The following is a 23,464-nucleotide window of genomic DNA, read 5'->3' as shown; positions in this document are numbered from 1 at the left end:
CCTTTCTCCTCGACGCAAGGTGACTTTTACCTAAAAGAAACCCAATGCAGTTCCGGCTGCCATGTGAGTCCGTTAGTGTGGCGCTCGTGAAGGCAATTCGAAGGTTTACAGTCCGTACCGTCCTCCCCGAGCCCATCAGGCCCCTGGCCCGTCTGGCGACCAATTTGCGCTGGTCGTGGCACAGGCCCACACGGGAGCTTTTTGCGAGCCTGAATCCGGCTCTCTGGCAGGCCTCGCAGCACGACCCCATTGCCTTGCTGGGGTCCATCAGCCGCGAGCAACTGCAGGATCTGGCCAATGACGGGGAGGTTGTGGAACGTGTTCAGCACGCCGCGGCCGATCTGGACCGCTACCTCAGCGAACCGCGCTGGTACCAGGGCCTCAATGAGGACGCTCCGGCCTGCATCGCGTACTTCTCCCCCGAATTTGGCATCACCGAGGTACTCCCGCAGTACTCCGGCGGCCTCGGAATCCTCGCCGGTGACCACCTCAAGGCGGCCTCGGACCTGGGTGTGCCGCTGATCGGCGTGGGCCTTCTGTACCAGGCCGGCTACTTCAAACAATCGCTCTCCCGGGACGCCTGGCAACAGGAGACCTACCCCGTACTGGACCCCGACGGGCTCCCCCTGACGCTGCTCCGCCACCCGGCCAAGGACGGTGCCCCCGGCAAACCCGTTCACATCTCCCTGCCGCTGCCCAACGGACGCGAGCTCCACGCCCATGTGTGGCGTGCCGACGTCGGACGTGTTCCGCTGCTGCTGCTGGACTCCAACGTCCCCTCCAACGACGAAGCCGCACGTGGCATCACCGATCGCCTGTACGGCGGCGGCGGAGATCACCGGCTCCAGCAGGAGCTCCTCCTGGGCATGGGCGGCGTCAAAGCCCTGCGCGTCTACCAGGAACTCACCGGTACACCCGCGCCCGAGGTCTTCCACACCAACGAAGGCCACGCCGGTTTCCTGGGGATCGAACGCATCCAGGAAGCCATGTCCAATCCCGAGCACCCCCTCAGCTGGGACGAAGCCCTCGCGGCCGGCCGTGCCTCCACCGTCTTCACAACGCACACCCCTGTACCCGCAGGCATCGACCGCTTCGAAACCGTGCAAATCAAGCACTTCTTCGACGCCGGGCTGGCACCCTCCGTGCCCACCGAACGCATCCTGGAACTCGGCCGCGAAAACTACGACGGCGGCAACCCCTCGGTCTTCAACATGGCGGTGATGGGCCTGCGCCTCGCGCAACGCGCCAACGGCGTGGCAAAGCTGCACGGCGTGGTGTCCCGCGAAATGTTCGCCGGACTCTGGCCAGGATTCGACCACTCAGAAATCCCCATCGCCTCCGTCACCAACGGAGTCCACGTACCCACCTGGGTTGATCCCCGCATCTCGTCCCTGGCACGGAACCAGTTCGGCGCGGAAGCCGAAGCAATGGGACGCTGGGATCTGGCCTACAACGTCAGCGACGAAGACGTCTGGGCGCTCCGCCGGGAACTTCGCGCGCAACTCATCGAAGACGTTCGACGCCGGCTCCGGGCCTCCTGGAAAAAGCGCGGCGCCGCCGACGCCGAACTCGCCTGGACCGACTCCGTACTGGACCCCGACGTCCTCACCATCGGATTCGCACGCCGCGTGCCCACCTACAAGCGGCTCACGCTCATGCTGCGCGACCCGGCACGCTTGAAGGCCCTCCTGCTGGATCCAAAACACCCCATCCAGCTGGTCATCGCAGGCAAGTCTCACCCCGCAGACGACGCCGGCAAGAAGATGATCCAAGACTTAGTCAAGTTCACCGACGACCCCCAGGTCCGGCACCGGATCGTCTTCCTGCCCAACTACGACATCGCCATGGCCCGGACCCTGTTCCCCGGCTGCGACGTCTGGCTCAACAACCCGCTGCGCCCGCTCGAAGCCTGCGGCACCTCCGGCATGAAGGCCGCCATCAACGGCTCGCTCAACCTCTCCGTCCTGGACGGCTGGTGGGACGAAATGTACGACGGCGAAAACGGCTGGGCGATCCCCACCGCCAACAACAACGCATCCTCCGAGGAACGCGACGACATTGAGGCATCCGCGCTCTACGAACTCCTGGAAACCCAGGTGGCGCCGCGCTTCTACGGCACAACGGTGGCACAAGCCGCGGGCGCAGCAGGACCGTCCGAATCCAGCGTCGAGACCGTGCCCACCCACTGGGTGTCCATGATCAAGCACACTCTGGCCAACCTCGGCCCCGCAGTCTCGGCAGAACGCATGCTCCACGACTACGTCAACAACCTCTACTGCCCGGCCGCTGTGTCCGGCCGACGCGCTGTTGCTGAGTCCTTCAAGGAAGCCAAGGAACTCGCGGCCTGGACCACCAAGGTACGGAACGCGTGGCCCGAAGTTGTGGTGGAACACGTGGACTCCGTCGGCGTCTCCGAAGAACCCCAAGTAGGTGACACGCTCCAAGTCAACGCCTACGTGGCCCTCAACAACCTGACACCCGACGACGTCTCCGTGGAGGTGGCCTTCGGACGAGCCGAAGAATCCGACGAGCTCGAGGACATCGTGGTAGCCGAATTGGACTCCCTCGAAGACCTCGGCGGCGGACGCCACCTGTTCAGCGGCTCCGTAGTGATCAACCGGTCCGGCTCCTTCGGCTACACGGTCCGCGTGTTCCCGAAGCACTCAGCGTTGGCATCCAAAGCTGAACTTGGATTGATCGCGAACGCCTAGTCCGCCGTAGCCCAATTGGCGACCGTAACCCTCTGCGTGCTGCTCCTTCGTCGCTTTGACGCACGCTGCCGGGTCGCGGTCGCCAATTGCGTCTCACGGCCCGCTACGGTTGGGATCCATAGGACCCGTTGGCGCGACTAATTCTCGAAGACGGCGATGATTGCCAGGTCGCGGCCGGCGTAGCTCTCTGCGTCTTGGAGGATTTCGCAGACTACTCCGAAGGAACGGTCCGTGCGGTAGGCCGGCGGGACCTGCCAGATCATGGTGACCGGGCTGCCATCGTCCTCCGAGAGGGCATCGGCGTAGTCATGCAAGGAGTCGTTGAGGGCGTCCAGGTTCACGCCGTAGTACTCGGGGAAATCGAGGACCTGGCCGAAGACCTCAAGGACTGCCTGCTTGGTGGCCGCTGGTGGGACCAAGAGGGTCCGGCGGCCGGCGTCCGAGATCTGCTCTTGCAGTTCTTCGAGCGTCCAGGTGTCTGCGGAATAGATCTTCATGGGCTCCTACTTGTCCTCGACAATGAATTTGAACGAGTCGTAATGGTCCGGGGTGTAGTACTTGGCTGAGTCCTTGCCCACAATGATTCGGCGCGCGCCGCGGTCAGACTCCCCTGGCGTGGGCACCGTGTACTCCTTGTAGAAACCACCGGACTTCTTCGGCAGCAATCCCTCGAAGTTGCCGAAGTTCACACCGTCACGGTCGTAGGGGTATGGGCCGCCCTTGGCAATCAGCACAAGGGTTTGACGCGCTTCCTTGGGTAGCTGTGAGGCGTTGATTGCGGGCAGCGATGAAGGGTTGGCGACGGCGGGGGTGGCACCTGCGGTGGCTGCCGCCGTTGGTGACGTCGATGTGGAGCCAGATTCCGGCGTCGTGGTTTGCGCGGTCAGTGAGCCTCCACCCACCATGGCAACCACCAGCACGACGACGGCGATCACCAAACCCGCGAATGCCACCAGTTTGCTGCGGCTGCGGTTCATGCTGAGAGACTCCTGTTAGTTGGCGCTTCTAGGCAGCGGCTATGTGCGGTAGATGTTGATGGTGTTGGCTTGCAGGATATCCCGCTCGCCCGACGCCACCAACGCGCCCTTCCTTCGCTCGTGCAGCACCGAGGTGGTGAAGCGGAGTTCAAACATGCGCTTTCCGATGCCTGACTCGCTCAAGATCTCCGGCAGGACCATCTTCACGTCCTGGTTGCTGCCGTTCACTGAGATCAACCCGCGGATCTCACTGTCCTCGTGACCCATCAGGAGCTGGACGGAGCGGACACTGGGATCGTTCCACCGCGCCGGAGTCATCCGCTTTCCCTTGTCGTCAAACCATTGCAGGCTGGAATCGTTCGCGTTGCCGGGGAAACTTTCCGGCTGGTGCCTCAAGAACCACCGGCGCAGCCTGACCAGTTCACGCGTGGTCCTGAACATGGCGTTGGCTTCCTGGGTCCGGCTCCAGTCAAGCCAGGCCGTGGGATTGTCCTGGCAGTACGCGTTGTTGTTGCCCTGTTGGGTGCGCCCGATCTCGTCGCCGGCAGTGATCATGGGAACGCCGAAAGACAGGAGCAAGGTGGCCATCAGGTTGCGGACAGACAGGGCTCGGGCTGCGACGATTGCCTCGTTCTCGCTCCTGCCCTCCACGCCGTGGTTGTAGCTCCGGTTGTCTCCGTGGCCGTCGCGGTTCTGCTCCCCGTTGGCCTCGTTGTGCTTGCGGTCGTAGCTGACCAGGTCCTTGAGGGTGAAACCGTCGTGGGCGGTGATGAAGTTGACGCTGGCCAACCGTCCGCGCCCCGATGATGCGAAGAGGTTGGCGGAGCCGGCCATGAGCTCAGCCAGTGACGCAACAGAGCCACCCTGGCCACCAGACTCCATGGCAGCCCTGTCCGAGAGCCAGAAGCTGCGGACGCCGTCGCGGAAGTGGTCATTCCAGTCCGACCATCCGTGCGGGAACCGCCCCGTCTGCCACCCTCCATAGCCGACATCCCAAGGCTCGGCGATCAGCTTGACCGCTGAGAGTACGGGGTCCTCGGCAATCGCCTGCAGGAAAGGGTGCTGGGGATCGAAGGTGTTACTGGCGTCCCGGCACAGTGTCACCGCGAGGTCGAAGCGGAACCCGTCCACATGGAAATCGTTCACCCAGTAACGCAAGGAATCCAGGGCGAGATCAACCACTACAGGATCGCTGAAATCCAACGTGTTGCCGCATCCGGTGGTGTCCAGGTAGCGCCCATGGGCGTCGTGCCGGTAGTAACGTTTCTCTGCCAAACCCCGGAAGCTCAGCGGCGGTCCGTCGGGCCCCGCTTCGGCGGTGTGGTTGTACACGACGTCGAGAATGACTTCGATCCCCGCCGCATGGAGCAGTTTGATCATGCCCTTGAGCTCATCCTGCACCGCGTGGGGCCCCGCATTGCGAGCAGCCTCCGTGGCGTAGTCAGCGTGGGGAGCAAAGAAGGCGGCCGTGTTGTAGCCCCAGTAATTGGTCATGCCCAAGTCCTGAAGGTGGGACTCATCCAAGTGGAAATGAATGGGCAGAAGCTGGACGGCCGTGATGCCCAGTTCAGTGAGGTGCTGGATCATCACAGGATGCGCCATGCCCGCGTAGGTCCCGCGGAGGTGCTCCGGGATGTCCGGGTGCAGCATGGTTTGTCCACGAACGTGCGCCTCATAGATCACCGAGGTGCGCATGGGCGTTCGCGGCGGGCGGTCGTCGCCCCAATCAAAGCCTGCATCCACGTGGACACTGGTGAGGAACTCGCCCCGCTGGTCCACGGCGCGGCCGTAAGGATCGAGCAGCAGTGGCTGGCCGCCGTCGTCGTCCAGGTCCACAGCCGGGATGGACAGCGGAAGCCCGCCCTCACCGGGGGCCTCACGGAAGCCATAGCGGGTGCCCGGCGGCATGCCGTTGACGAGGCTGAAGTGGACGCCGTTCTCAACGTTGGACAGGATGTGGGACTGCCACGGTTCGCCGGGTGCTTGGAACACCACCTCCACACGGTCCAGATCCGGTGCGAAGACGGCCACGTTCACCGAATCGTTGGGTGTGGTTTGGGCGTCGAAAACTCCGGGCTGGGGCACGCTCAGTCCGAGGGGCCTGGGCTGCGACGCATCCAGGGCAGCTGCTGTGTCAAAAATCGGCATAACCATTGCTTGCAAGTTTAGTTCCACGCAAAGTATGTACCGCGCGGGCCCGCCATGTGACGACGTTCAGCATCTCGATTTCATTACTTGCCCTAATATGGCGGGATTTGATCAGCCGCTCACGTGCTGGAACGCTGCCTCGGGGCGTGCGCGATTGAGATCTCAGGCCCCGATTGTGTCGCGGCCCGCCGCCTCCGGGCCACCCGCTTGGCATACTGGGACGGAGACAACTGGAGGTTTTATCGTGCGAGTAGCACTTGCCCAAGTCATCACCGGCCGGGATCTGGCCGACAACCTGCGGCTCCTGGAGGAGAACGCCCGCCGGGCCAAGGACGGGGGCGCCGAATTGGTGGTTTTCCCCGAGGCGATGATGCGCGCGTTCGGAAATTCGCTGCTGGACATCGCTGAGCCCTTGGACGGGCCGTGGGCCAGCCGGGTGCGATCCCTCGCCGAGGAACTTCAGCTGGTAATCGTGGCCGGCATGTTCACCCCGGGCAGCCCCTCCGAGTCAGGGTCCCCGCGGGTGCGGAACACGCTTCTGGCCACGGGACCTGGCGTGGAAACGAGCTACGACAAAATCCACCTCTTTGATGCATTTGGCTTCGCGGAATCGGACACCGTTGAGACGGGTACGGATCCGGTAACGTTCGACGCCGGTGGCCTCACCTTTGGTTTGGCTACCTGCTACGACATCCGTTTCCCCGCCTTGTTCACGGCCAATGCCCAGCGCGGAGCCGTAGTGAACATTGTGTCCGCGTCATGGGGTTCCGGCCCGGGCAAGGCCGATCAGTGGCAGCTCCTGGCCCGCGCCCGCGCCGTGGACACCACCACGTTCGTGCTCGCCTGCGGCCAAGGCGATCCTGCCACCCAAGGTGTAGAGGCCAAAGGTGCCGCACCCACGGGTGTGGGGTACTCCGCCGTCGTATCCCCGTTCGGACAGGTACTGGAAGCCCTCGAAGGCGAGCCGGGCCTCATTTTCTACGACCTCGACCCCGCCACTGTGGAAGACGCCCGCGCCAAACTCCCCGTGCTGGCCAACCGCCGCGACTTCTAACGCCCCGACGCTCTCTCACATCCCAAGCCCTTCAGGCCATCCCTCTCTCACACAGCGGCCGGAGACCGAACATCGGGGTTGGACGGCGCTACCCGTCCCGGTGGATTTCCCCATTTTGCTCGGCAAACCCAACCCGAGGGAAGTGAGAGAGCGCCTGCCTCAAACCCGAGGGAAGTGAGAGAGCGCCTGCCTCAAACCCGAGGGAAGTGAGAGAGCGCTGGCCTCAAACCCGAGGGAAGTGAGAGAGCGTTGGGCATAAGAAAGGCGCCACAAGGGCATCCGGAAGCGTGCGTCTAAGCGAGGAACGAGCGAGCACGCGGAGGAATGGCGCTTGCGGCGCCTTCTTGAGGATTACTTAGCGGCGCGCTGCCTCGACACTTCGTACAGCGAGATGCCAACGGCCATGGATGCGTTGAGCGACTCCATGGCGGAGTCGATCGGGATCGAGACGATTTGATCGCAGTTTTCGCGCACGAGCCTGCTGAGGCCCTTGCCTTCGGAGCCCACTACGATGCACACGGGCTCGGTTGCCACGGTAAGGTCCGGCAGCGAGACGTCGCCGTCTCCGTCCAGGCCGAGCACGTAGATGCCCATGTTCTTGAACTGCTTGAGGGCGTTGTTGAGGTTCGACGCGCGGGCGACAGGGACGCGGACGGCGGCACCGGCGCTGGTCTTCCAAGCGGACGCGGTGACGCCGACGGAGCGACGCTCGGGGACGATGACGCCGTGGCCGCTGAACGCGGAGACGGAGCGGATGATCGCGCCGAGGTTGCGGGGGTCGGTGATGCCGTCCAGCGCAACGAAGATGGGGGCGTTGGAGATGTGCCCCTTCTTCCACTTGGCGAGAGTCGTCTCGGCGAGGTCGTAAGCGTCCTCGTATTCGTACGGCGGGATCTGCAGTACGAGGCCTTGGTGGACAGCGTCCTCGGTCATACGGTCAAGCTCAACCTTGCCGGTTTCGAGCAGCGGGATACCGCGCTCGGCAGCGAGCTTGAGGGACTCCTTGACGCGGTCGTCCATCTCGATGCGGATGGCGACGTGCAGTGCCTTGGCGGGAATGCCGGCGCGGAGAGCCTCGACCACCGAGTTGCGGCCCGTCACCAGCTCTTCAGTTGCACGGCCCTTGGGGCCGGAGCGGGCGCCGGCGCCACCCTGACGGGTGCCCGATCCGCGCTTGGCGGCGGAGCGCTCAGCCAACTGCTTATTCTTGTATGCCTTGTGGTAGGTGCGTTCCTCCGCTTTGGGCGTGGGACCCTTGCCCTCCAAGGCCTTGCGGCCGTGGCCACCGGTTCCGGTGGTGGGGCCCTTCTTCTGCTTGACCGACCGGCGACCATTATTGGCCATGAGATTCCATCCTTGATTTTGTGAGTAAGTCTGGAATCAAGTCTACTGACCCGATGCAATTCGGCCGCCGCGCCGGTATGTCAGTCGCGTTTGAGGCTCCAAGTGGCGCCGTCCGCACCATCTTCGACGACGACGCCGGCAGCAGCGAGCGTGTCCCGGATAGCGTCGGAAGCAGCCCAGTCCTTGGCGGCCCTGGCGGCAGCACGGGCTTCGAGCTGAGCTTCGATCAGCACTGCCAAAGCATCGTGCTCGCGTCCTTGGACAGCTTCCGGACGTTTGACCGAATCCAGACCCAGTACTTCGGTCATGGAGAGCACGCTGTAGAGGGCGGCCTTCGCGGCGTCCAAGTCTCCGGACGCCAGCGCCGTGTTGCCGGCGCGGACGGTCTCGTGGAGAACGCCGAGTGCCTGCGGAACATTGAGGTCGTCGTCCATGGCAGCGCTGAAGGCGGCAGGCATGTTGGCCTGCGGGGACACGTCCAAGGAATCCGTGCCGACCTTGGCGGATGCCTTGTGGATGAAACCGTCAATGCGCTCGACAGCGGCAGCGGCCTCCTGCAGGGACGTGGGCCGGTAGTCCAGGATGGAACGGTAGTGGGCCTGCCCCAGGTAGTAGCGGACCACGCGAGGCGATGCGAGCTGGAGCATTTCGGCCGGGCTCACCGTGTTGCCGATGGACTTGGACATCTTTTCGCCCTCGTACGTGACCATGCCGTTGTGCATCCAGAAGTTGGCGAACTCGTCGCCGGCAGCCTGGGACTGGGCCATCTCGTTTTCGTGGTGCGGGAAGCGAAGGTCCAGTCCTCCACCGTGGATATCGAACCGCGGGCCAAGGTACTTGGTGACCATGGCTGAGCACTCGAGGTGCCATCCGGGACGGCCTGCGCCCCAAGGGGATTCCCATTTGGCGGTGACGGGCTCGCCGTCTTTGAAACCCTTCCACAGCGCGAAGTCGCGGGGATCGCGCTTGCCCCGAGGGTCGGCGTCGGGCGCTCCCTGCATGTCATCGATGTTCTGACGGGTCAGCGAGCCGTACTTGCTCCAGGATCGGACGTCGAAGTAAACATCGCCGGAATCGTCCAGTGCAGGGTATGCGTGGCCACGGTCGATGAGGCGCTGGATGAGCGCATGCATTTCCGGGATGTGGCCGGTGGCGCGGGGCTCGTAGGTGGGCCGCTGCACGCCGAGGGATTCGTACGCATTCTCGAATTCCTGCTCGTAGCGGTATGCAAGCGCCCACCATTCTTCGGCTTGGCGCGCGGATGGCTCGGCGTCCCAGTCCGGCCCGAACGACTGCGCGGACTTGGCCAGGATCTTGTCGTCGATGTCCGTGACGTTGCGTACCACCGTGACCCGGAGGCCCCGGAACTCGAGCCAGCGCGTCAGCTGGTCAAAGGCGATGGCCGACCTGACATGGCCCACGTGCGGCATTCCTTGGACGGTGGCCCCGCAGTAGTACACGCTGGCCTTGCCGTCTTCGAGGGGAACGAAGTCGCGGACTTCGGCGGAGGCGGTGTCATAGAAGCGCAGGGTCACCGCTCCAGATTAGCCGATGACGCGGCGTGACCTGCCTACTTGCAGTATTCGCCGATCTTGTTGAACTGGACTTTGAGCTTCTCCTGCTGGTCCTGAGTGGCTGCCCCGAGGGACGATCCCGCTGCTTCGTCCATGATCGAAGCCATCTCCTTGATGGGGTTCCCGATCTCCGGCGCCAGTTTCCCGGCGATCTGGTGATAGTGCTCGGCGATCTGTTTCGACTGCTGTTGCTGGTTGCCGTCGGGCTTGAAGGTGTCGTTGTTCAGGAACTCGCAGCTGGCTTTGACGTCCATGGTTTGGGCACCTCCGCAACCACTCAGCAGGAGCGCAGCGGCCAAGCCTGCAGACACCACAGCGGAACGCACGACGCCGGCATGTGACTTAAGCATGCGGGGCACCTTTCGCGGGACCCGGCTCGGATGCCGCCAACCCGTGTCCGGAGACCGGGTACACGAGGGCCGTAGCAACAGCGGAGATCCCTTCGCCGCGCCCCGTGAAACCCAGTCCGTCGCTGGTGGTTGCCGTGACACTGACCGGCGCCCTCGCGGCCTCACTCAACACCTGCTGGGATTCTTCCCGGCGTGGCCCGAACTTGGGGCGGTTAGCCACGAACTGCACTGCGACGTTGCCAATCTCGAATCCGGCAGCACGCACAATGCGGGCCGCCTCGCTGAGCAGCGTCACACCTGAGGCGCCCGCGAACTCGGGGCGGTCCGTGCCGAAGTGCGTACCAAGGTCACCGATTCCGCAGGCGGAGAAGAGTGCGTCGGCAGCAGCATGGGCTACACAGTCGCCGTCGGAATGCCCTGAAAGCCCTTGCTCGCCTTCCCAGAAGAGCCCGCCCAGCCACAGCGGCTGCGGGTCCTCTTCAGGGGCGAATGCGTGCACGTCGATGCCAACGCCGGTACGGGGAAGCACCATGTTCTGGTTCAGCGTCATCAGCCTTCCACCCATCGAATCCCCAGCGGGCCTTCCAACAGGCCTTCGGCGATGATCAGGTCCAACGGAGTAGTGATCTTGAGCGATTGGCTGGCCCCGCGCACGGCGTGAACCGGAACGTTCAGGAGTTCCACCAGCATGGCGTCGTCAGTGACGGCCGCGGACTGCTTGTCGTCGAAGAGGCCCGCAGCCTCGTGGGCTCGGCGCAGGGTGGCCAACTCAAACCCCTGCGGAGTTTGGACGGCGCGGAGCTGTTCACGGGGGGCTGTGCCCGTGACGAGTTCAGGGGCTATGGCCGCATCATCGCCGCTGGTCTCAGTCACCGTCTTGATGGTGTCCACCACCGGCAACGTGGGGATGACTGCTTTCGCGCCGGAGGCCAAGGCGTCGGCTACGCGCTGGAAAACACGCTCGGGAGTCAGTGCACGGGCGGCATCGTGGACAAGCACGAATTCTGTTCCGTCCTCCAACGCAGCCATAGCGGCGCGCACCGAATCAGCGCGGGAGGATCCGCCGTCGACCACCGATACTTCGGGGCCGCCGTCCACCAGGTCAACGGTGAAATCGGAGATCAACTCCCGCAGGGCTGTGTCCCCCTTGGGCACGGCGATACAGATCTGGCGCGCAACATCGGAGGCAACCACACCCCGGAGGGCATGCATCAGGATGGTCTCGCCGCCCAGCGGGACCTGGGCTTTGGGCATACCGTAGCCGAGGCGTTCACCGGAACCGGCAGCAACCACGATCACAGCCGTAACGGCGCGCTTGGAAGGAGTACTCATGCGCCCAAGATTATGCGGAATGTGCGTGGAATACCCACCTACCGGGTAATTCCGCGCTTCTGCGGCTACTTCCGGGCAAAAAGAAACCCGGCGGCGCATTCGCACCACCGGGCTCAATTCTTAGGAAGCCAAGACCTCGTCAAGAACGCTTGCAGCCTTCTCTTCATCCGTCTTCTCAGCCAGGGCCAGTTCTGAAATCAGAATCTGCCGCGCCTTGGCCAGCATCCGCTTCTCACCTGCGGAAAGGCCGCGATCGTGATCACGACGCCAAAGATCGCGAACGACCTCTGCCACCTTGATGACATCGCCTGAAGCAAGCTTCTCCAGGTTCGCCTTGTAACGACGTGACCAGTTGGTAGGCTCTTCAGTGAACTCGGCGCGGAGAACGTCAAATACGTGCTCCAAGCCTTCTTTGCCCACTACGTCCCGGACCCCAACAAGGTCAACGTTCTCTGCTGGAACTTCAATGGTCAGATCACCCTGAGCCACCTTGAGCTTGAGATACATCTTCTCTTCGCCCTTGATGGTGCGCATCTTGATTTCCTCAATTTTTGCTGCACCATGGTGAGGGTAAACTACTGTCTCGCCGACCTCAAAAACCATGTGGACTTTCCCCTTTCCCGCAGATTAGTCTATCACGATTAAGGCATACGACTGGCACCCGGCAGGCTCTTCTACCGCGCCAATAAAGGGAATAAGGCCTTAAACGACTTCCTCCAAGGTCTTGACGTATTCCGGTAAAGATGCATCGGGGAGGCAATGTGCGAGCAAGATCTCTTTCACCGATGGCGCCACATAGCCTTCCCGAATCCTTATTTCGGCCGGTTTGCCGATAGGCTATGGCTGAAAAGTGTTCCAATGACTCTTGAGGAGTAGGTGTCGTGCGCAATACTGCGATGAACCCTGTCCAGCGCGGCAAGCTGGCAATTGCGGCGGCTGCAATCGGCGTCGGTCTTCTGTCCGTCACCGGCTGTGGATTCGTCAACGCCCAGCAGACTACCCACCAGTACTCGGCCTCGGACGGGATCAAAGCTGATCTCGGTCCCCTTCAGCTGCGTAACATCCTGATCGTTGCCTCGGGCGAGAAAGAGCCGGGCCGTGTCATCGGCGCCGTCTTCAACACCTCATCCTCCGACGCCACCCTCACCATGAGCGGTGCCAACGGCGCCCAGACCGAAATCCCGGTCAAGGCCAACGGCGAGACCTTCCTGAACGACACCGCGGATGCAGCGATCCTCAGCAGCGCGGGCGTCATCCCCGGCGGCCTCACCCCGATCACCATCCGCAGCGGTTCCGACTCCGCCACGGTCAACGTCCCCGTGGTTGACGGCACACTCCCCGAGTACGCCAAGTACCTTCCCACCACGCCGAGCCCCACGGCAACGCCGACGTCAACCTCCACTGCGACGTCCTCCGAGGCTCCGGCCGCCGGCCACTAGCAGGCAGCAAGCCACAAGCAGGCAGCAAGCCACAAGCGACACACATAAGGAAGGGTCCCGCCGCGGCGGGACCCTTCCTTTGTTGTATGAAAAATTAGCCGGAGCGCTTACGGCTCGAACTTGTAGCCGAGGCCGCGCACTGTCACCAGGTATCGGGGAGCAGAGGGATCCGGTTCGATCTTGCTGCGGAGCCGCTTCACATGGACATCGAGCGTCTTGGTGTCCCCCACATAATCCGAACCCCACACGCGGTCGATCAACTGGCCACGCGTCAAAACCCGGCCAGAGTTGCGGAGCAGCATTTCGAGCAACTCGAACTCCTTGAGCGGCAGCGACACCTGCTGACCGTTGACGCTCACCACGTGGCGTTCGATGTCCATGCGGACAGGTCCCGCCTGCACGGTGGAGGTGATGAGCTCCTCCGGCTCACCTTGCCGGCGCAGAACCGCACGGACACGGGCTACGAGTTCACGGGATGAATAGGGCTTGGTGACGTAGTCATCGGCGCCGAGCTCCAGGCCAACAACCTTGTCGATCTCAGAGTCCTTGGCCGTCAACATGATGACCGGGACGCTGGAGCGCTGGCGCAGTTGACGGCACACTTCGGTCCCCGGCGTTCCCGGCAACTGCAGGTCCAAAAGGACGAGGTCAGCACCGTTCCGATCGAATTCCACCAGGGCGTCGCTGCCGTTATCCACTACCTCGACGTCAAAACCCTCTTTGCCCAGGAGATAGGACAGGGGGTCGCTGAAGGACTCTTCGTCCTCCACTATCAAAATCCGGCTCAAGCGCTGGCTCCTTGCTCTTGGGCGCCGTTGGCGCCCGTTTTTTCATTCACGTGTTGGCTGACGTGTTGGGGTTGTTGACTGACGGGTCGGGGCTCGACGACGGCAGTCGCCTGCAGCTCGGAAGACGCACTTGCAGCGGAAGGCGGCAGGCCGGCGTCGTCGTCCTGGCCTTCCATCTCCGGCAGCCGGACGGTGAACGTTGAGCCTTGGCCGGGCTGGGACCACACGGTCACCTCGCCGCCATGGTTGGACACCACGTGCTTGACGATGCTGAGGCCGAGGCCTGTACCGCCGGTATGCCGGGACCGCGCCGCGTCCACACGGTAGAAGCGTTCGAACACCCGTTCCTGGTCTTCCGGCGTGAGGCCTTCGCCTTGGTCCGTGACGGAGATAGCGACCACGCCCTCCCGCGTCCGGACGCCGACACCCACCCGCGTGTTTTCCGGCGAGTAGCGGATGGCGTTGTCGATCAGGTTACGGAGGGCCGTCACCAGGAGGTCGTGGTCTCCGAACACCAGCGACTCCGAGTGTCCGCCCACCACAATCTGGATGTTCTTGCTCTCTGCCGGTAACTGCGAGCGATCCACGGCTTCAGTGATGACGGTGTTGATGTTCACCGGGAGACCCTGCTGGGCCACGTTGGCGCCCTGCAACCGGGAAAGTTCAATAATGTCCTGGACCAAAGCTGCCAGTCGCCCGGATTCCTTGTGCATGCGCTTGGCGAAACGGCGGACTGCTTCTTCGTCATCGGGCGAGGCTTCGAGGGCTTCAGCCAGGAGGGAGATGGCACCCACCGGGGTCTTGAGCTCGTGGGAGACGTTGGCCACGAAGTCGTTCCGGATCTCCTCGGTGCGGGTGATCTCGGTGCGGTCGTCGGCCAAGAGCACAATGTATTCCCACCCGAGCATTGCTGCCCTGACCTGGACAACAATGGTGCCTTTGCCCAGCGGTCCACGCGGGAGTTCGTATTGCTCTTCGAGAATCACGCCGTCGCGGCGGACCTTGGCTGTCATATCCAGGAGCTGTTTGTGAACCACAGTGTGCCCGCGCACCAGGCCGTACGCATAGGCGGCAGGACTTGCACGGACGACGCCATCGATCGCGTCCACCACCACGAAGGCACGCCCGACGACGGACAGCACTTCCGCGGCCCCCTCAGGAAGCAGGGGTTCACTCACGTCCAAGTCCACGATGCTGCGTTGCCGCTCGCTGATTCTGAACGCGAGCATGCCGAAGACGCCCAACGACAGGCCTACGAGGCCAGCGACGACACCTATGAGCAATGGATCCACGTGTCCAGCTTATGCTGTGCAAACACGGCCAAGCAGTGATCCGGCCCCAAACGCGGACGGTTCAACTAACGTTCATCTAAAGGTGCCGAACCGTTCACTGGCTCCTGACACAGTTACTGGTTGGACTGTCAATGGTTTTGAAATCCGATGCCCGGCAGGGGACGAGGATTTCCAAGGAAAGGACGCCTTAGTGCGCAAGGTTTTTCAGGAGGAGCTCACCCAGGTAGGTGACGACCTCATCGAGATCTCCAAGCTGGTTCACGAAGCAATAACGAAGGCTACTACTTCCTTCGAAGGCGCCGACGTGGATCTTGCCCAGGACGTCATCGCGGCAGACGCCCGAATCGACTTCCTGCAGAACAGCCTCGACGAGCGGGCCATCGACATCCTTGCCTTGCAGGGCCCCGTGGCGAGCGATCTCCGCATGATTGTGGGTTCGTTGCGCATGAGTGCTTCGCTGGAACGCATGGGCGACCTCGCCCGCCACGTTGCCCAGCTGGCGCGCCTGCGCTACCCGGCCACCGTTATTCCGGCATCGCTGACCCAGACCTTCAAGGCCATGGCCCAGCACGACATCGAGATCACCGCCAAGGTCATTGAACTCCTCGAGACCCGCGACCTTGAGGTTGCCCGCGACATCCTCAAGATCAACATCGCCGTGGACGACCTCCACCTCAGCGTCTTCAAGGCGATCGCCTCCCCCGAGTGGAGCGAAAGCCCCTCCACCACGGTGGACGTGGCCCTTGCCAGCCGCTACTTCGAGCGCTTCGCTGATCACGGCGTCTCGGTAGCCCGCAAGGTCACCTACCTGGTGACAGGCGAATGGCAGCCGGAAGGCTTCTAGCCTTACAGCGTTAACGACGGCGGCCGGTCACCTTTCCTGAAAAGGTGACCGGCCGCCGTCGTCGACTAAAACGTCACTTCTTACCCTGGTTGGCCACCGCGAGGATGGCCTGGGCTGCGGCGTCGGGATCCAAGTAGGTTCCGCCGGCGTTGATCGGCTGGAAGTCCTCGTCCAGTTCGTACACCAGCGGGATGCCCGTGGGGATGTTGAGCCCGGCAATGGCGTCGTCGCTGATGCCGTCCAGGTGCTTCACGAGCGCACGCAGGGAGTTGCCGTGGGCCGTGACCAGGACGGTCTTGCCGGCTTTGAGGTCTTCCTTGATGTCCGATTCCCAGTAAGGGAGCAGGCGGACAAGGACGTCCTTAAGGCACTCGGTGCGCGGAAGGGCGTCGCCAAGGTCCTTGTAGCGGACATCGTGGGCCTGGGAGAACTCGCTGTCGTCGGACAGGGCCGGCGGCGGGGTGTCGTAGCTGCGGCGCCATTCCATGAACTGCTCTTCGCCGAACTCGGCCAGGGTCTGGGCCTTGTCCTTGCCCTGCAACGCGCCATAGTGGCGTTCGTTGAGGCGCCAATCGCGCTTGACCGGGATCCAGCCGCGGTCGGCCTTGTCCAGGGCCATGTTGGCAGTGTTGATGGCACGCTTCAGGAGCGAGGTGTAAAGGACGTCCGGGAGGATGTCGTTCTCAACCAGGAGCTCTCCACCGCGCACTGCTTCTTGGCGGCCTTGATCGTTCAGGTCAACGTCCACCCAACCGGTGAACAGGTTCTTGGCGTTCCATTCGCTGTGGCCATGGCGCAGCAGAATCAGCTTGTAAGTCATGGTTTTCATCCTAGCTGAGCAGCTACGTGCCCTGCCCGGCGTTACGCGCAGCGATAAAGTGGAGGCCGTGGTGCAAAAAGCGGAACGGGTGGGCTCTCCCCGCAGCAGGGGCGGGAAGCCCGTTGGCAACATCACCCGCGGAACCACCAACCCCAACCGGATGCGCCGCCTGGACCGCTGGCTGGCCGGGCCGCAGGCGTGGCGGCTACGCGCCGCCGTCGACCCCCTTGTGGTGGACCTGGGCTACGGCGCCTCGCCGACCACCGCCGTCGAGCTGTTCGAACGGTTGCAGGCCGTGCGGCCGGACGTCAGGGTCTGCGGGATAGAGATTGAACCGGAGCGCGTTCGGACTGCCAAAGCCCTCGAAAGGCCCGGGCTCAGCTTTCACGTGGGCGGTTTCGAAGTCCCCGTCCCCGGTAACCCGGTGTTGGTGCGGGCCTTCAACGTGCTGCGCCAATATGAGGAAGCCGACGTCGGCGGGATCTGGCGGCTGGTGCAATCGCGGTTGGCGCCCGGCGGCCTGTTCATTGATGGCACGTGCGACGAAATCGGCCGGCGCGTCACGTGGGTGGCTTTGGACGCCGAGCGCCCTTTGAGCCTCAGTTTTTCCGTGCGGTTCGGCAGTTTTGAGTTGCCATCCGAGGTGGCGGAGCGGTTGCCCAAAGCCCTGATCCACCGGAACGTGCCCGGTGAACCCATCCATGCGTTCTTGCAGGCCATGGATAAGGCGTGGCTGGAGGCGGCGCCGCTGGCCTCGTTTGGAAATCGGCAACGCTGGACGGGAATGTGCCGTTCGCTACGCGACGCCGGGTGGCCGCTTCAGGATGGTCCGGCGAGGTGGCGCTTGGGTGAAGTGACGGTGGCGTGGGACGCTGTGGCGCCCCTGTAGTGCTTTAGCCCCTTTAATGCTTTACCAGGGACCGTAAGGACCCACGTTGCGGTTGCCGCCGCTGCCGGCTTCGCGCAGGGCGGGACGGACATCGGCAAGATAGACGCAAGCCGCGGTGACGGCGGCGATGCCGAACAATCCAAGGCTGCTGCCGCCAGCCAAGAAGGTCAGGGCGCCGATCGCAAGCGCTACGCCCGTGAGCGCCAACCAGAACAACTTGGTGCGCTTTGAAGCGGCCACGAAGAGCGTCGGCTTATGGCGCAGACAGTCCGCGAAGGCCCACAGTTCCAGGGCAAGGGCCACCAAGCCAAGGATCCAGTAAACCCCGGTGGTAACGTAAGCGATCAAAATTTTTCCGTCCACGCCCTTTAGCCTAGCCGTCCAGCGACTTCAGCGCTTGCTCAAGGTCGGACCAGAGGTCTTCCACGTTCTCAATACCGACGCTCAAGCGCACCAGGTTTTCCGGGACGCTCAGCGGCTCGGCCGTGTGCCGGCGTCGGCGTTCAATCAGTGACTCCACCCCGCCCAGGGATGTTGCAGGCAGCCAAAGCTGCAGCGCGCGGACCAGTTCGTCGGCGGCGTCGGCACCACTGCGCTGTTCGTCTCCAACGATCTGGATGCAGAGGATGGACCCGAAGCCCTTCATCTGTATCTTGGCGCGCTCGTGTCCGGGATCGCTCGGGAGGCCCGGGTAACGGATCGTTTCCACCCGGGGGTGGCTGCTGAGGCGTTCGGCAAGGGTTGCCGCTGAGGCCTGCGAGCGCTCAATCCGCAGCGCCAAAGTGCGGAGTCCGCGCAGGGCCAGCCAGGCCTCGAACGGCCCGGCGATGCCGCCATGGATGATGCGGTGATGGAGCAGTGTGGCGCGCAGTTCCGGATTGGACGTGACGAGGGCGCCGAGGACGACGTCCGAATGCCCGGCCAGGTACTTGGTCACCGAGTGAAGCACGACGTCGGACCCCAGGCTGAGGGGCTGCTGCACCAAAGGCGTGGAGAAAGTATTGTCCGTGACCACGATTGCGCCCACTGCGTGCGCGGCGTCAGTCAGGGCCCGCACGTCGGCGATGCCGAGCATGGGATTGGTGGGGCTTTCCAGCCAGAGCAGGTCTGCCTTCTTGCCGGTCGCGGGGTTGATGAGTGCCTTGACGGCGTCCGTGTCCGTGATGTCCACGGTGCGAAGTTCCAGGAAGCCCTTCTCTGCCAGTTCAGTGGCCATGACCAGGGAACCTGCATAACTGTGCGAGGGCATCACCACCACACCGCCCGCGGAAACAAGGGACAACGCTGAGCTGACTGCCGCCAGGCCGGAGGCGTAGAGCAGCCCGGGCAGGGTGGCGCCTTCCAGTTTGGCCAGCGCGTCCTCGAAGGGATCCCAGGTGGGGTTGGCGTAGCGCCCGTAGCCGCGATCTCCGTCGCCCAATGAACCTGTTCCGAAGTATGTGGAGGACAGGACGATGGGCGGGTTGACGGGCTCGTCGTGGGCGCGGTCGGGGCGACCGGCCGCAACTACAACGGTTTCCGGAGACAAATCGGCGGCATGCTGATCGGAAAGGCTCATGGTTTCAGCGTAGTCGCGGGCAATGCTGTGGATAAAAGCCGTCTCGTATGCCGGTGATCGGTAGGCTAGTCCAGTGAGTATTAAGAGCCCAGGCCTTTTCATCGCCTTCGAAGGCGGGGACGGAGCGGGCAAGTCCACCCAGGCCGCCCGGCTCTCTGACGCCCTTGAGTCGCGGGGACTCTCTGTGCTGCGCACCCGCGAACCGGGTGGCACCCCCATCGGCGAGAAATTGCGGTCCCTGGTCCTGGACCACGGACACGGCACCATCGATCCCCGCACGGAAGCCCTCATGTTCGCGGCCGCCCGCGCTGCCCATGCCAGCCAGGTAATTAGGCCTGCGCTTGCTGAGGGAACAGTCGTCATCACGGACCGCTACATCGATTCCTCCGTCGCCTATCAAGGTGCCGGGCGCGGACTCGGCGCCGAGGGCGTTTTGTCGCTCAACGAGTGGGCCACTGAAGGCCTCCACCCGGACCTGACGGTACTGCTCGACGTCGACCCCTCCGATGGCCGCCGGCGCCGGACCGCCGGGGACGCCACCGAGGACAGGTTGGAGTCCGAGCCTGACGATTTCCATTCCGCGATCCGGCACGCATTCCTGGACCTCGCAGCGGCCGCACCCTCCAGTTATCTGGTGCTGCCCGCCAATGCAGATATCGAAACCTTGGCATCCCGGATCCTGGAGCGGGTGGAATCGCTGCTGCTTGCCAAGGGTGAGCCCGTGACGGCTGAATCATTGCAGAGCGAAACTGTTCCGGGCGATCGTCCGTGAGCGTCTGGGACGACCTTCAAGGCCAGGCGCCCGTGGTTGCCCAGCTCAAGCAGGCCGCGCAGGGCGATACCGGGCTCACCCATGCATGGCTCTTCACCGGGCCGCCGGGATCGGGCCGCTCAAACGCAGCCAAGGCCTTCGCCGCTGCCTTGAACTGCGAGCAGGACGACGTCACCATGCGCGGCTGTGGCCAGTGCGCGGCGTGCCACACGATCCTCGGTGAGACCCACTCGGATGTGACGTTCGTGCGGACGGAAAAGGTCACCATCACCATTGATGAAGCCCGTGAACTCGTCTCCAAAGCGGGCGACCGGCCAGCTACGGGACGGTGGCGGATCATTGTGGTGGAAGATGCGGACCGCATGGCCGAGCGCACCACCAATGTTCTGCTGAAGGCCATTGAGGAACCCACTCCCAGGACCATCTGGATGCTGTGCGCCCCCTCCCCTGCCGATGTCCTGGTCACCATCCGTTCCCGATGCCGCCCTGTGAGCCTGCGGCTACCGCCGGCCGCTGACGTCGCCGAGCTGTTGGTGAGGCGCGACGGCGTCGAACGCCAACTCGCAGACCGTGCGGCGCGTGCCGCACAAAGCCATATAGGGATCGCCCGCCGGTTGGCCCGCGACGCCGATGCGCGGCAGCGCCGGCTGGATACGGTTCGAATACCGCTTGGTCTTCGCGGCGTTACCGCTGCCGTGATGATGGCCGAAAAGTTGGTCAAAATTGCTACCGAGGAAGCCAACAGCTCCAACGACGAACGCGACGCCGCGGAGAAGATCGCACTGCTGGCGAGCCTGGGCGCTCCCGAATCCGGGACGCTCCCACCCTCCATGCGCAGCCAGGTCAAGCAGCTGGAGGACGACCAGAAACGGCGCGCCAAACGCTCCATCACTGACTCGTTGGACCGGACGCTCACAGATCTGCTGTCCTTCTACCGGGACGTCCTGATCATCCAGTTGGGGAACGCTGTGGAACTGGTCAACGTTGAACTCAAGAGCGAACTGGAAGAATACGCGGGCCATTCAACGCCGGAAACCACCCTGGCCCGAATGGACGCCATCAACAAAGCCCGTGTCCGAATCACCACCACCAACGTGGCGCCGCTGTTGGCGGTCGAGTCCATGGCCACGAGCCTCATCCAGCAATAGGAGAATGCATGAAGTCCGCACCCCGCCGGTCCGCCGGTACCCCTTCACGGGACCGGTCTGCCCAGCTTGAATCGGGTGGTGGTTTGGCGGGCGGGGGTGCTGCGGGGCGTAGCTCCCGCCGCGGGTTTGCGGCACTGTGCGTTGCGCTTGCGTCCATGCTGGTATTGAGCGCGTGCACCGTTCCGTTCTTGCCGGCTCCAACGGCCCAGCCGTCCACCAGCACGGTGGATCCGTCCATCGCAGCCTCAGCTCCTGAGGGCCTGGAGAAGTACTACTCGCAGTCGGTGGAGTGGAGCTCATGCGAGGATGGCTTCCACTGCGGCAAGGTCCAAGTGCCGAAGGACTACGCCAATCCGGCCTCCGGGGACATCACGCTTTCTGTCATTAAGTTGCCCAGCACCGGCAACAAGCAAGGTTCCATCCTGGTAAATCCCGGCGGACCCGGCGGCTCGGGCGTGGATTTCGTCAAGGACGCAGGCAACACCCACTTCACCGAGAAGTTGCGGGCCAACTACGATGTTGTCGGTTTTGACCCCCGGGGTGTGGGTCGCTCCGCTCCAGTGACCTGCATGACCGATGCCGAGCGTGACGCCGCCCGCGAAAAAGTGTTCCGCAAGAACACTGATGAAGGTTTGGCCGCTGCGCTTGCCTTCAACAAGTCATTCGCTGAACAGTGCGCCCAGCAGACCGGCGATGTTCTGGGACACATAGATACCGTCAGCGCTGCCAAGGACCTGGATGTACTGCGCGCGGTGTCAAACGATGCCAAGCTCAACTACCTCGGCTTCTCATACGGCACCTTCCTGGGCTCCACCTACGCTTCGCTCTTCCCGGACAACGTGGGCCGTGTGGTTCTTGATGGTGCCGTGGACCCGGCGATCACCAACGAGGAGCTGACGGCCGGACAGGCGCGTGCCTTCGAAAAAGCCCTGAGCACCTACGTGGCCAGCTGCCAGCGACAGCAACAATGCCCCCTGAGCGGATCCGTTGACAACGGTGTCCAGGAAATCCGGGACCTCATCACGGCTGTGGACCAGAACCCGCAGACCGCCAAGGACGGCCGGCTGGTGACCGCCAACGACTTCGTCAACGGCCTCATCCTGCCCCTGTACAACGACCAAAGCTGGCCGGCCCTGACTCAGGCGCTGGACAGTGCCTTTGCCGGTGACGTCTCCCAGATGATGCGGCTGGCAGATCTTGGCGCGGACCGCGAACCCAACGGCACGTACAGCTCCAACTCCGCCTTCGCGTTCCAAGCCATCAACTGCCTGGACTACCCGATGGTGACAGACACCGCCGCCATGCGGGCCGAGGAAGTCCGCCTCATGCAGGAATCCCCCACGTTCGGCGCGTTCTTTGCCTACGGTGGCGTCACCTGCAAGGACTGGCCCTACCCCAGCACCCGCACCCCGGCGCCCGTGGAATACAACGGATCCGCACCCATCGTGGTGGTAGGCACCACCGGCGACCCCGCAACTCCGTTGGAGTGGTCCCAGTCGCTGCGTAAGCAGCTGGAGAATGCCTCCCTCGTCACGTGGGAAGGTGAGGGGCACACAGCCTACGGCCGCGCGAACTCCTGCGTCAGCACCGCCGTCGACGACTACTTTGTTGATGGCAAACTGCCCCAGGACGGCCTCAAGTGCTAAAGATGCCGGGCTTCGCGCTTCTCCACCAGGAGCGGGAGCTGCTTGATGGAATCCACGACGACGGTGGCTCCGGCCGCCCGTAGCGTCGCCTCGGAATGGGATCCGGTCAGGACACCCGCCACGAGGGATGCTCCCGAACGAACTCCCGAGAGCATGTCCGAGCTGGTATCGCCCACCACCGCCACCTCCCGTACGTCGTCGAGGTCCAGCGCGAGCACGGCCGTCAGGATCATGTCCGGGTAAGGCCGCCCGCGTCCGGCATCGGAGGGGCACAGGCTGAGGTCCGCCAATCCCATCCACCCGAGGGATTCAAGCACCATGTTCTGGGTATGGCGGCCGAATCCCGTGGCCAGGCAAATCTGCATGCCTGACTCACGCATCCACAAAATGGCTTCCTCCGCTCCGGCAATGGGGCGGACACCGCCGTCTTCAATGAACTCGTCATAGCTGTTCTCGAAAACTTTGTTCGCGCTTTCGGCCACGTCAGGGTCATCGAAGAGGTGGTTGAAGACAGTCATCTTCGAGAGGCCCATGGTGTCCCGTGCATAGCCGAGCATGCTCTCAAACCGGGTGCTTCCCGGTTCAATCCCGTGGTCAACAAGCGCCCGGGACATGGCCCGTTCAGTCCGGCCGTCGTCCGTAATGGTGGTGCCCACCATGTCCACCACGGCGAGTCTCAGCCGGTTGGGTGCGTGGCTTTGCTTGGTTGGCTCGTGTCCCGTCATAAAGCGGCTCCTTAGGCTCATAGCCGTGGCGGGTGTGCCCCGCCACAGGTGAT

23 protein-coding genes are annotated in these 23,464 nt (G+C 63.5%); 8 read left to right on the top strand and 15 right to left on the bottom strand.

The features are described from left to right. Positions 1 to 86: 86 nt before the first annotated feature. Positions 87 to 2,711: an alpha-glucan family phosphorylase gene (gene glgP / locus ACIQH5_RS13300; RefSeq protein ID WP_400403976.1), complete on the top strand. Its 2,625-nt coding sequence runs from the start codon at positions 87 to 89 to the stop codon at positions 2,709 to 2,711. A 137-nt stretch (positions 2,712 to 2,848) separates the two neighbouring features. Here the strand turns inward: glgP and ACIQH5_RS13295 are convergent, their stop codons facing one another. Genes ACIQH5_RS13295 through glgX form a run of 3 tightly spaced genes read right to left on the bottom strand, consistent with a single transcriptional unit; the run spans position 2,849 to position 5,842 of the window. Then, positions 2,849 to 3,208: a barstar family protein gene (locus ACIQH5_RS13295; RefSeq protein WP_400403974.1), complete on the bottom strand. Its 360-nt coding sequence runs from the start codon at positions 3,206 to 3,208 to the stop codon at positions 2,849 to 2,851. A 6-nt stretch (positions 3,209 to 3,214) separates the two neighbouring features. Then, positions 3,215 to 3,688, bottom strand: coding sequence for a ribonuclease domain-containing protein (locus ACIQH5_RS13290; RefSeq protein ID WP_400403971.1), 474 nt, complete (start codon positions 3,686 to 3,688; stop codon positions 3,215 to 3,217). 39 nt (positions 3,689 to 3,727) lie between these two features. After that, a complete protein-coding gene (glgX, locus tag ACIQH5_RS13285) occupies positions 3,728 to 5,842 on the bottom strand; it encodes a glycogen debranching protein GlgX (protein WP_400403969.1) in 2,115 nt (704 codons plus the stop codon). 238 nt (positions 5,843 to 6,080) lie between these two features. Between glgX and ACIQH5_RS13280 the strand changes: the two genes are divergently transcribed. Further along, complete coding sequence (locus tag ACIQH5_RS13280; protein WP_400403966.1) at positions 6,081 to 6,890, top strand: carbon-nitrogen hydrolase family protein; 810 nt, start codon at positions 6,081 to 6,083, stop codon at positions 6,888 to 6,890. A gap of 351 nt (positions 6,891 to 7,241) precedes the next feature. On the opposite strand, the gene rlmB is transcribed toward ACIQH5_RS13280, so the two are convergent. The 6 genes from rlmB to ACIQH5_RS13250 form a co-directional block, all read right to left on the bottom strand. Further along, complete coding sequence (gene rlmB / locus ACIQH5_RS13275) at positions 7,242 to 8,234, bottom strand: 23S rRNA (guanosine(2251)-2'-O)-methyltransferase RlmB (protein WP_141286475.1); 993 nt, start codon at positions 8,232 to 8,234, stop codon at positions 7,242 to 7,244. Between the two features lie 80 nt (positions 8,235 to 8,314). After that, positions 8,315 to 9,769, bottom strand: a complete 1,455-nt coding sequence (gene cysS, locus ACIQH5_RS13270) for a cysteine--tRNA ligase (RefSeq protein WP_400403964.1) — start codon at positions 9,767 to 9,769, stop codon at positions 8,315 to 8,317. Between the two features lie 35 nt (positions 9,770 to 9,804). Beyond that, positions 9,805 to 10,158 (bottom strand): hypothetical protein, encoded by a 354-nt coding sequence (locus tag ACIQH5_RS13265; protein ID WP_400403961.1) that lies wholly within the window; start codon positions 10,156 to 10,158, stop codon positions 9,805 to 9,807. Continuing rightward, entirely contained in the window at positions 10,151 to 10,708 is a 558-nt protein-coding gene (ispF, locus tag ACIQH5_RS13260) for a 2-C-methyl-D-erythritol 2,4-cyclodiphosphate synthase (protein ID WP_400403958.1), read from the bottom strand. Before ispF ends, ACIQH5_RS13265 begins: the two co-directional genes overlap by 8 nt. Continuing rightward, positions 10,708 to 11,490, bottom strand: coding sequence for a 2-C-methyl-D-erythritol 4-phosphate cytidylyltransferase (gene ispD, locus ACIQH5_RS13255; protein WP_400403955.1), 783 nt, complete (start codon positions 11,488 to 11,490; stop codon positions 10,708 to 10,710). Before ispD ends, ispF begins: the two co-directional genes overlap by 1 nt. 120 nt (positions 11,491 to 11,610) lie before the next feature. Continuing rightward, positions 11,611 to 12,093, bottom strand: a complete 483-nt coding sequence (locus ACIQH5_RS13250) for a CarD family transcriptional regulator (RefSeq protein WP_011690592.1) — start codon at positions 12,091 to 12,093, stop codon at positions 11,611 to 11,613. A 293-nt stretch (positions 12,094 to 12,386) separates the two neighbouring features. Here ACIQH5_RS13250 and ACIQH5_RS13245 point away from each other — a divergent pair, with 293 nt between their 5' ends. After that, on the top strand, positions 12,387 to 12,929 hold the full coding sequence (locus ACIQH5_RS13245; protein WP_400404011.1) for a hypothetical protein: 543 nt from the start codon (positions 12,387 to 12,389) through the stop codon (positions 12,927 to 12,929). 107 nt (positions 12,930 to 13,036) lie between these two features. Here ACIQH5_RS13245 and ACIQH5_RS13240 read toward each other — a convergent pair whose 3' ends face one another. Both ACIQH5_RS13240 and ACIQH5_RS13235 read right to left on the bottom strand, forming a co-directional pair. Next, positions 13,037 to 13,717 carry a winged helix-turn-helix domain-containing protein gene (locus ACIQH5_RS13240; protein ID WP_400403952.1) on the bottom strand — a complete coding sequence of 227 codons (681 nt, stop codon included), beginning with the start codon at positions 13,715 to 13,717 and terminating at the stop codon, positions 13,037 to 13,039. Beyond that, positions 13,714 to 15,000, bottom strand: coding sequence for a sensor histidine kinase (locus ACIQH5_RS13235; protein WP_400404008.1), 1,287 nt, complete (start codon positions 14,998 to 15,000; stop codon positions 13,714 to 13,716). Before ACIQH5_RS13235 ends, ACIQH5_RS13240 begins: the two co-directional genes overlap by 4 nt. A 199-nt stretch (positions 15,001 to 15,199) precedes the next feature. On the opposite strand from ACIQH5_RS13235, the gene phoU reads away from it, so the two are divergent. Then, positions 15,200 to 15,853 carry a phosphate signaling complex protein PhoU gene (phoU, locus tag ACIQH5_RS13230; RefSeq protein ID WP_024819653.1) on the top strand — a complete coding sequence of 218 codons (654 nt, stop codon included), beginning with the start codon at positions 15,200 to 15,202 and terminating at the stop codon, positions 15,851 to 15,853. A gap of 73 nt (positions 15,854 to 15,926) precedes the next feature. Here phoU and ACIQH5_RS13225 read toward each other — a convergent pair whose 3' ends face one another. Then, positions 15,927 to 16,673, bottom strand: coding sequence for a phosphoglyceromutase (locus ACIQH5_RS13225; RefSeq protein WP_062070435.1), 747 nt, complete (start codon positions 16,671 to 16,673; stop codon positions 15,927 to 15,929). A 67-nt stretch (positions 16,674 to 16,740) separates the two neighbouring features. Here ACIQH5_RS13225 and ACIQH5_RS13220 point away from each other — a divergent pair, with 67 nt between their 5' ends. Further along, positions 16,741 to 17,562 (top strand): class I SAM-dependent methyltransferase, encoded by an 822-nt coding sequence (locus ACIQH5_RS13220; RefSeq protein WP_400404005.1) that lies wholly within the window; start codon positions 16,741 to 16,743, stop codon positions 17,560 to 17,562. Between the two features lie 21 nt (positions 17,563 to 17,583). On the opposite strand, the gene ACIQH5_RS13215 is transcribed toward ACIQH5_RS13220, so the two are convergent. Together ACIQH5_RS13215 and ACIQH5_RS13210 are read right to left on the bottom strand one after the other, a co-directional pair. Continuing rightward, positions 17,584 to 17,925: a DUF2516 family protein gene (locus ACIQH5_RS13215; RefSeq protein ID WP_400403947.1), complete on the bottom strand. Its 342-nt coding sequence runs from the start codon at positions 17,923 to 17,925 to the stop codon at positions 17,584 to 17,586. A 10-nt stretch (positions 17,926 to 17,935) separates the two neighbouring features. Further along, complete coding sequence (locus tag ACIQH5_RS13210) at positions 17,936 to 19,120, bottom strand: trans-sulfuration enzyme family protein (protein WP_400403945.1); 1,185 nt, start codon at positions 19,118 to 19,120, stop codon at positions 17,936 to 17,938. 73 nt (positions 19,121 to 19,193) lie between these two features. On the opposite strand from ACIQH5_RS13210, the gene tmk reads away from it, so the two are divergent. Genes tmk through ACIQH5_RS13195 form a run of 3 tightly spaced genes read left to right on the top strand, consistent with a single transcriptional unit; the run spans position 19,194 to position 22,686 of the window. Then, the gene (tmk, locus tag ACIQH5_RS13205) at positions 19,194 to 19,892 is read left to right on the top strand and encodes a dTMP kinase (RefSeq protein WP_400403942.1); all 699 of its coding nucleotides are present in this window, start codon (positions 19,194 to 19,196) and stop codon (positions 19,890 to 19,892) included. After that, on the top strand, positions 19,889 to 21,040 hold the full coding sequence (locus ACIQH5_RS13200) for a DNA polymerase III subunit delta' (protein WP_400403922.1): 1,152 nt from the start codon (positions 19,889 to 19,891) through the stop codon (positions 21,038 to 21,040). The genes tmk and ACIQH5_RS13200 overlap by 4 nt, the downstream gene beginning before the upstream one ends. 8 nt (positions 21,041 to 21,048) lie before the next feature. Further along, entirely contained in the window at positions 21,049 to 22,686 is a 1,638-nt protein-coding gene (locus ACIQH5_RS13195; RefSeq protein WP_400403920.1) for an alpha/beta hydrolase, read from the top strand. On the opposite strand, the gene ACIQH5_RS13190 is transcribed toward ACIQH5_RS13195, so the two are convergent. Beyond that, positions 22,683 to 23,411, bottom strand: coding sequence for an HAD family hydrolase (locus ACIQH5_RS13190; RefSeq protein ID WP_400403918.1), 729 nt, complete (start codon positions 23,409 to 23,411; stop codon positions 22,683 to 22,685). The two genes, ACIQH5_RS13195 and ACIQH5_RS13190, sit on opposite strands and share 4 nt — an antisense overlap. Between the last annotated feature and the right edge of the window lie 53 nt (positions 23,412 to 23,464).

The organism is Paenarthrobacter sp. NPDC091711 (assembly GCF_044756605.1).
Taxonomy (GTDB): domain Bacteria; phylum Actinomycetota; class Actinomycetes; order Actinomycetales; family Micrococcaceae; genus Arthrobacter.
This window is presented reverse-complemented; position numbering and strand designations above follow the sequence as displayed.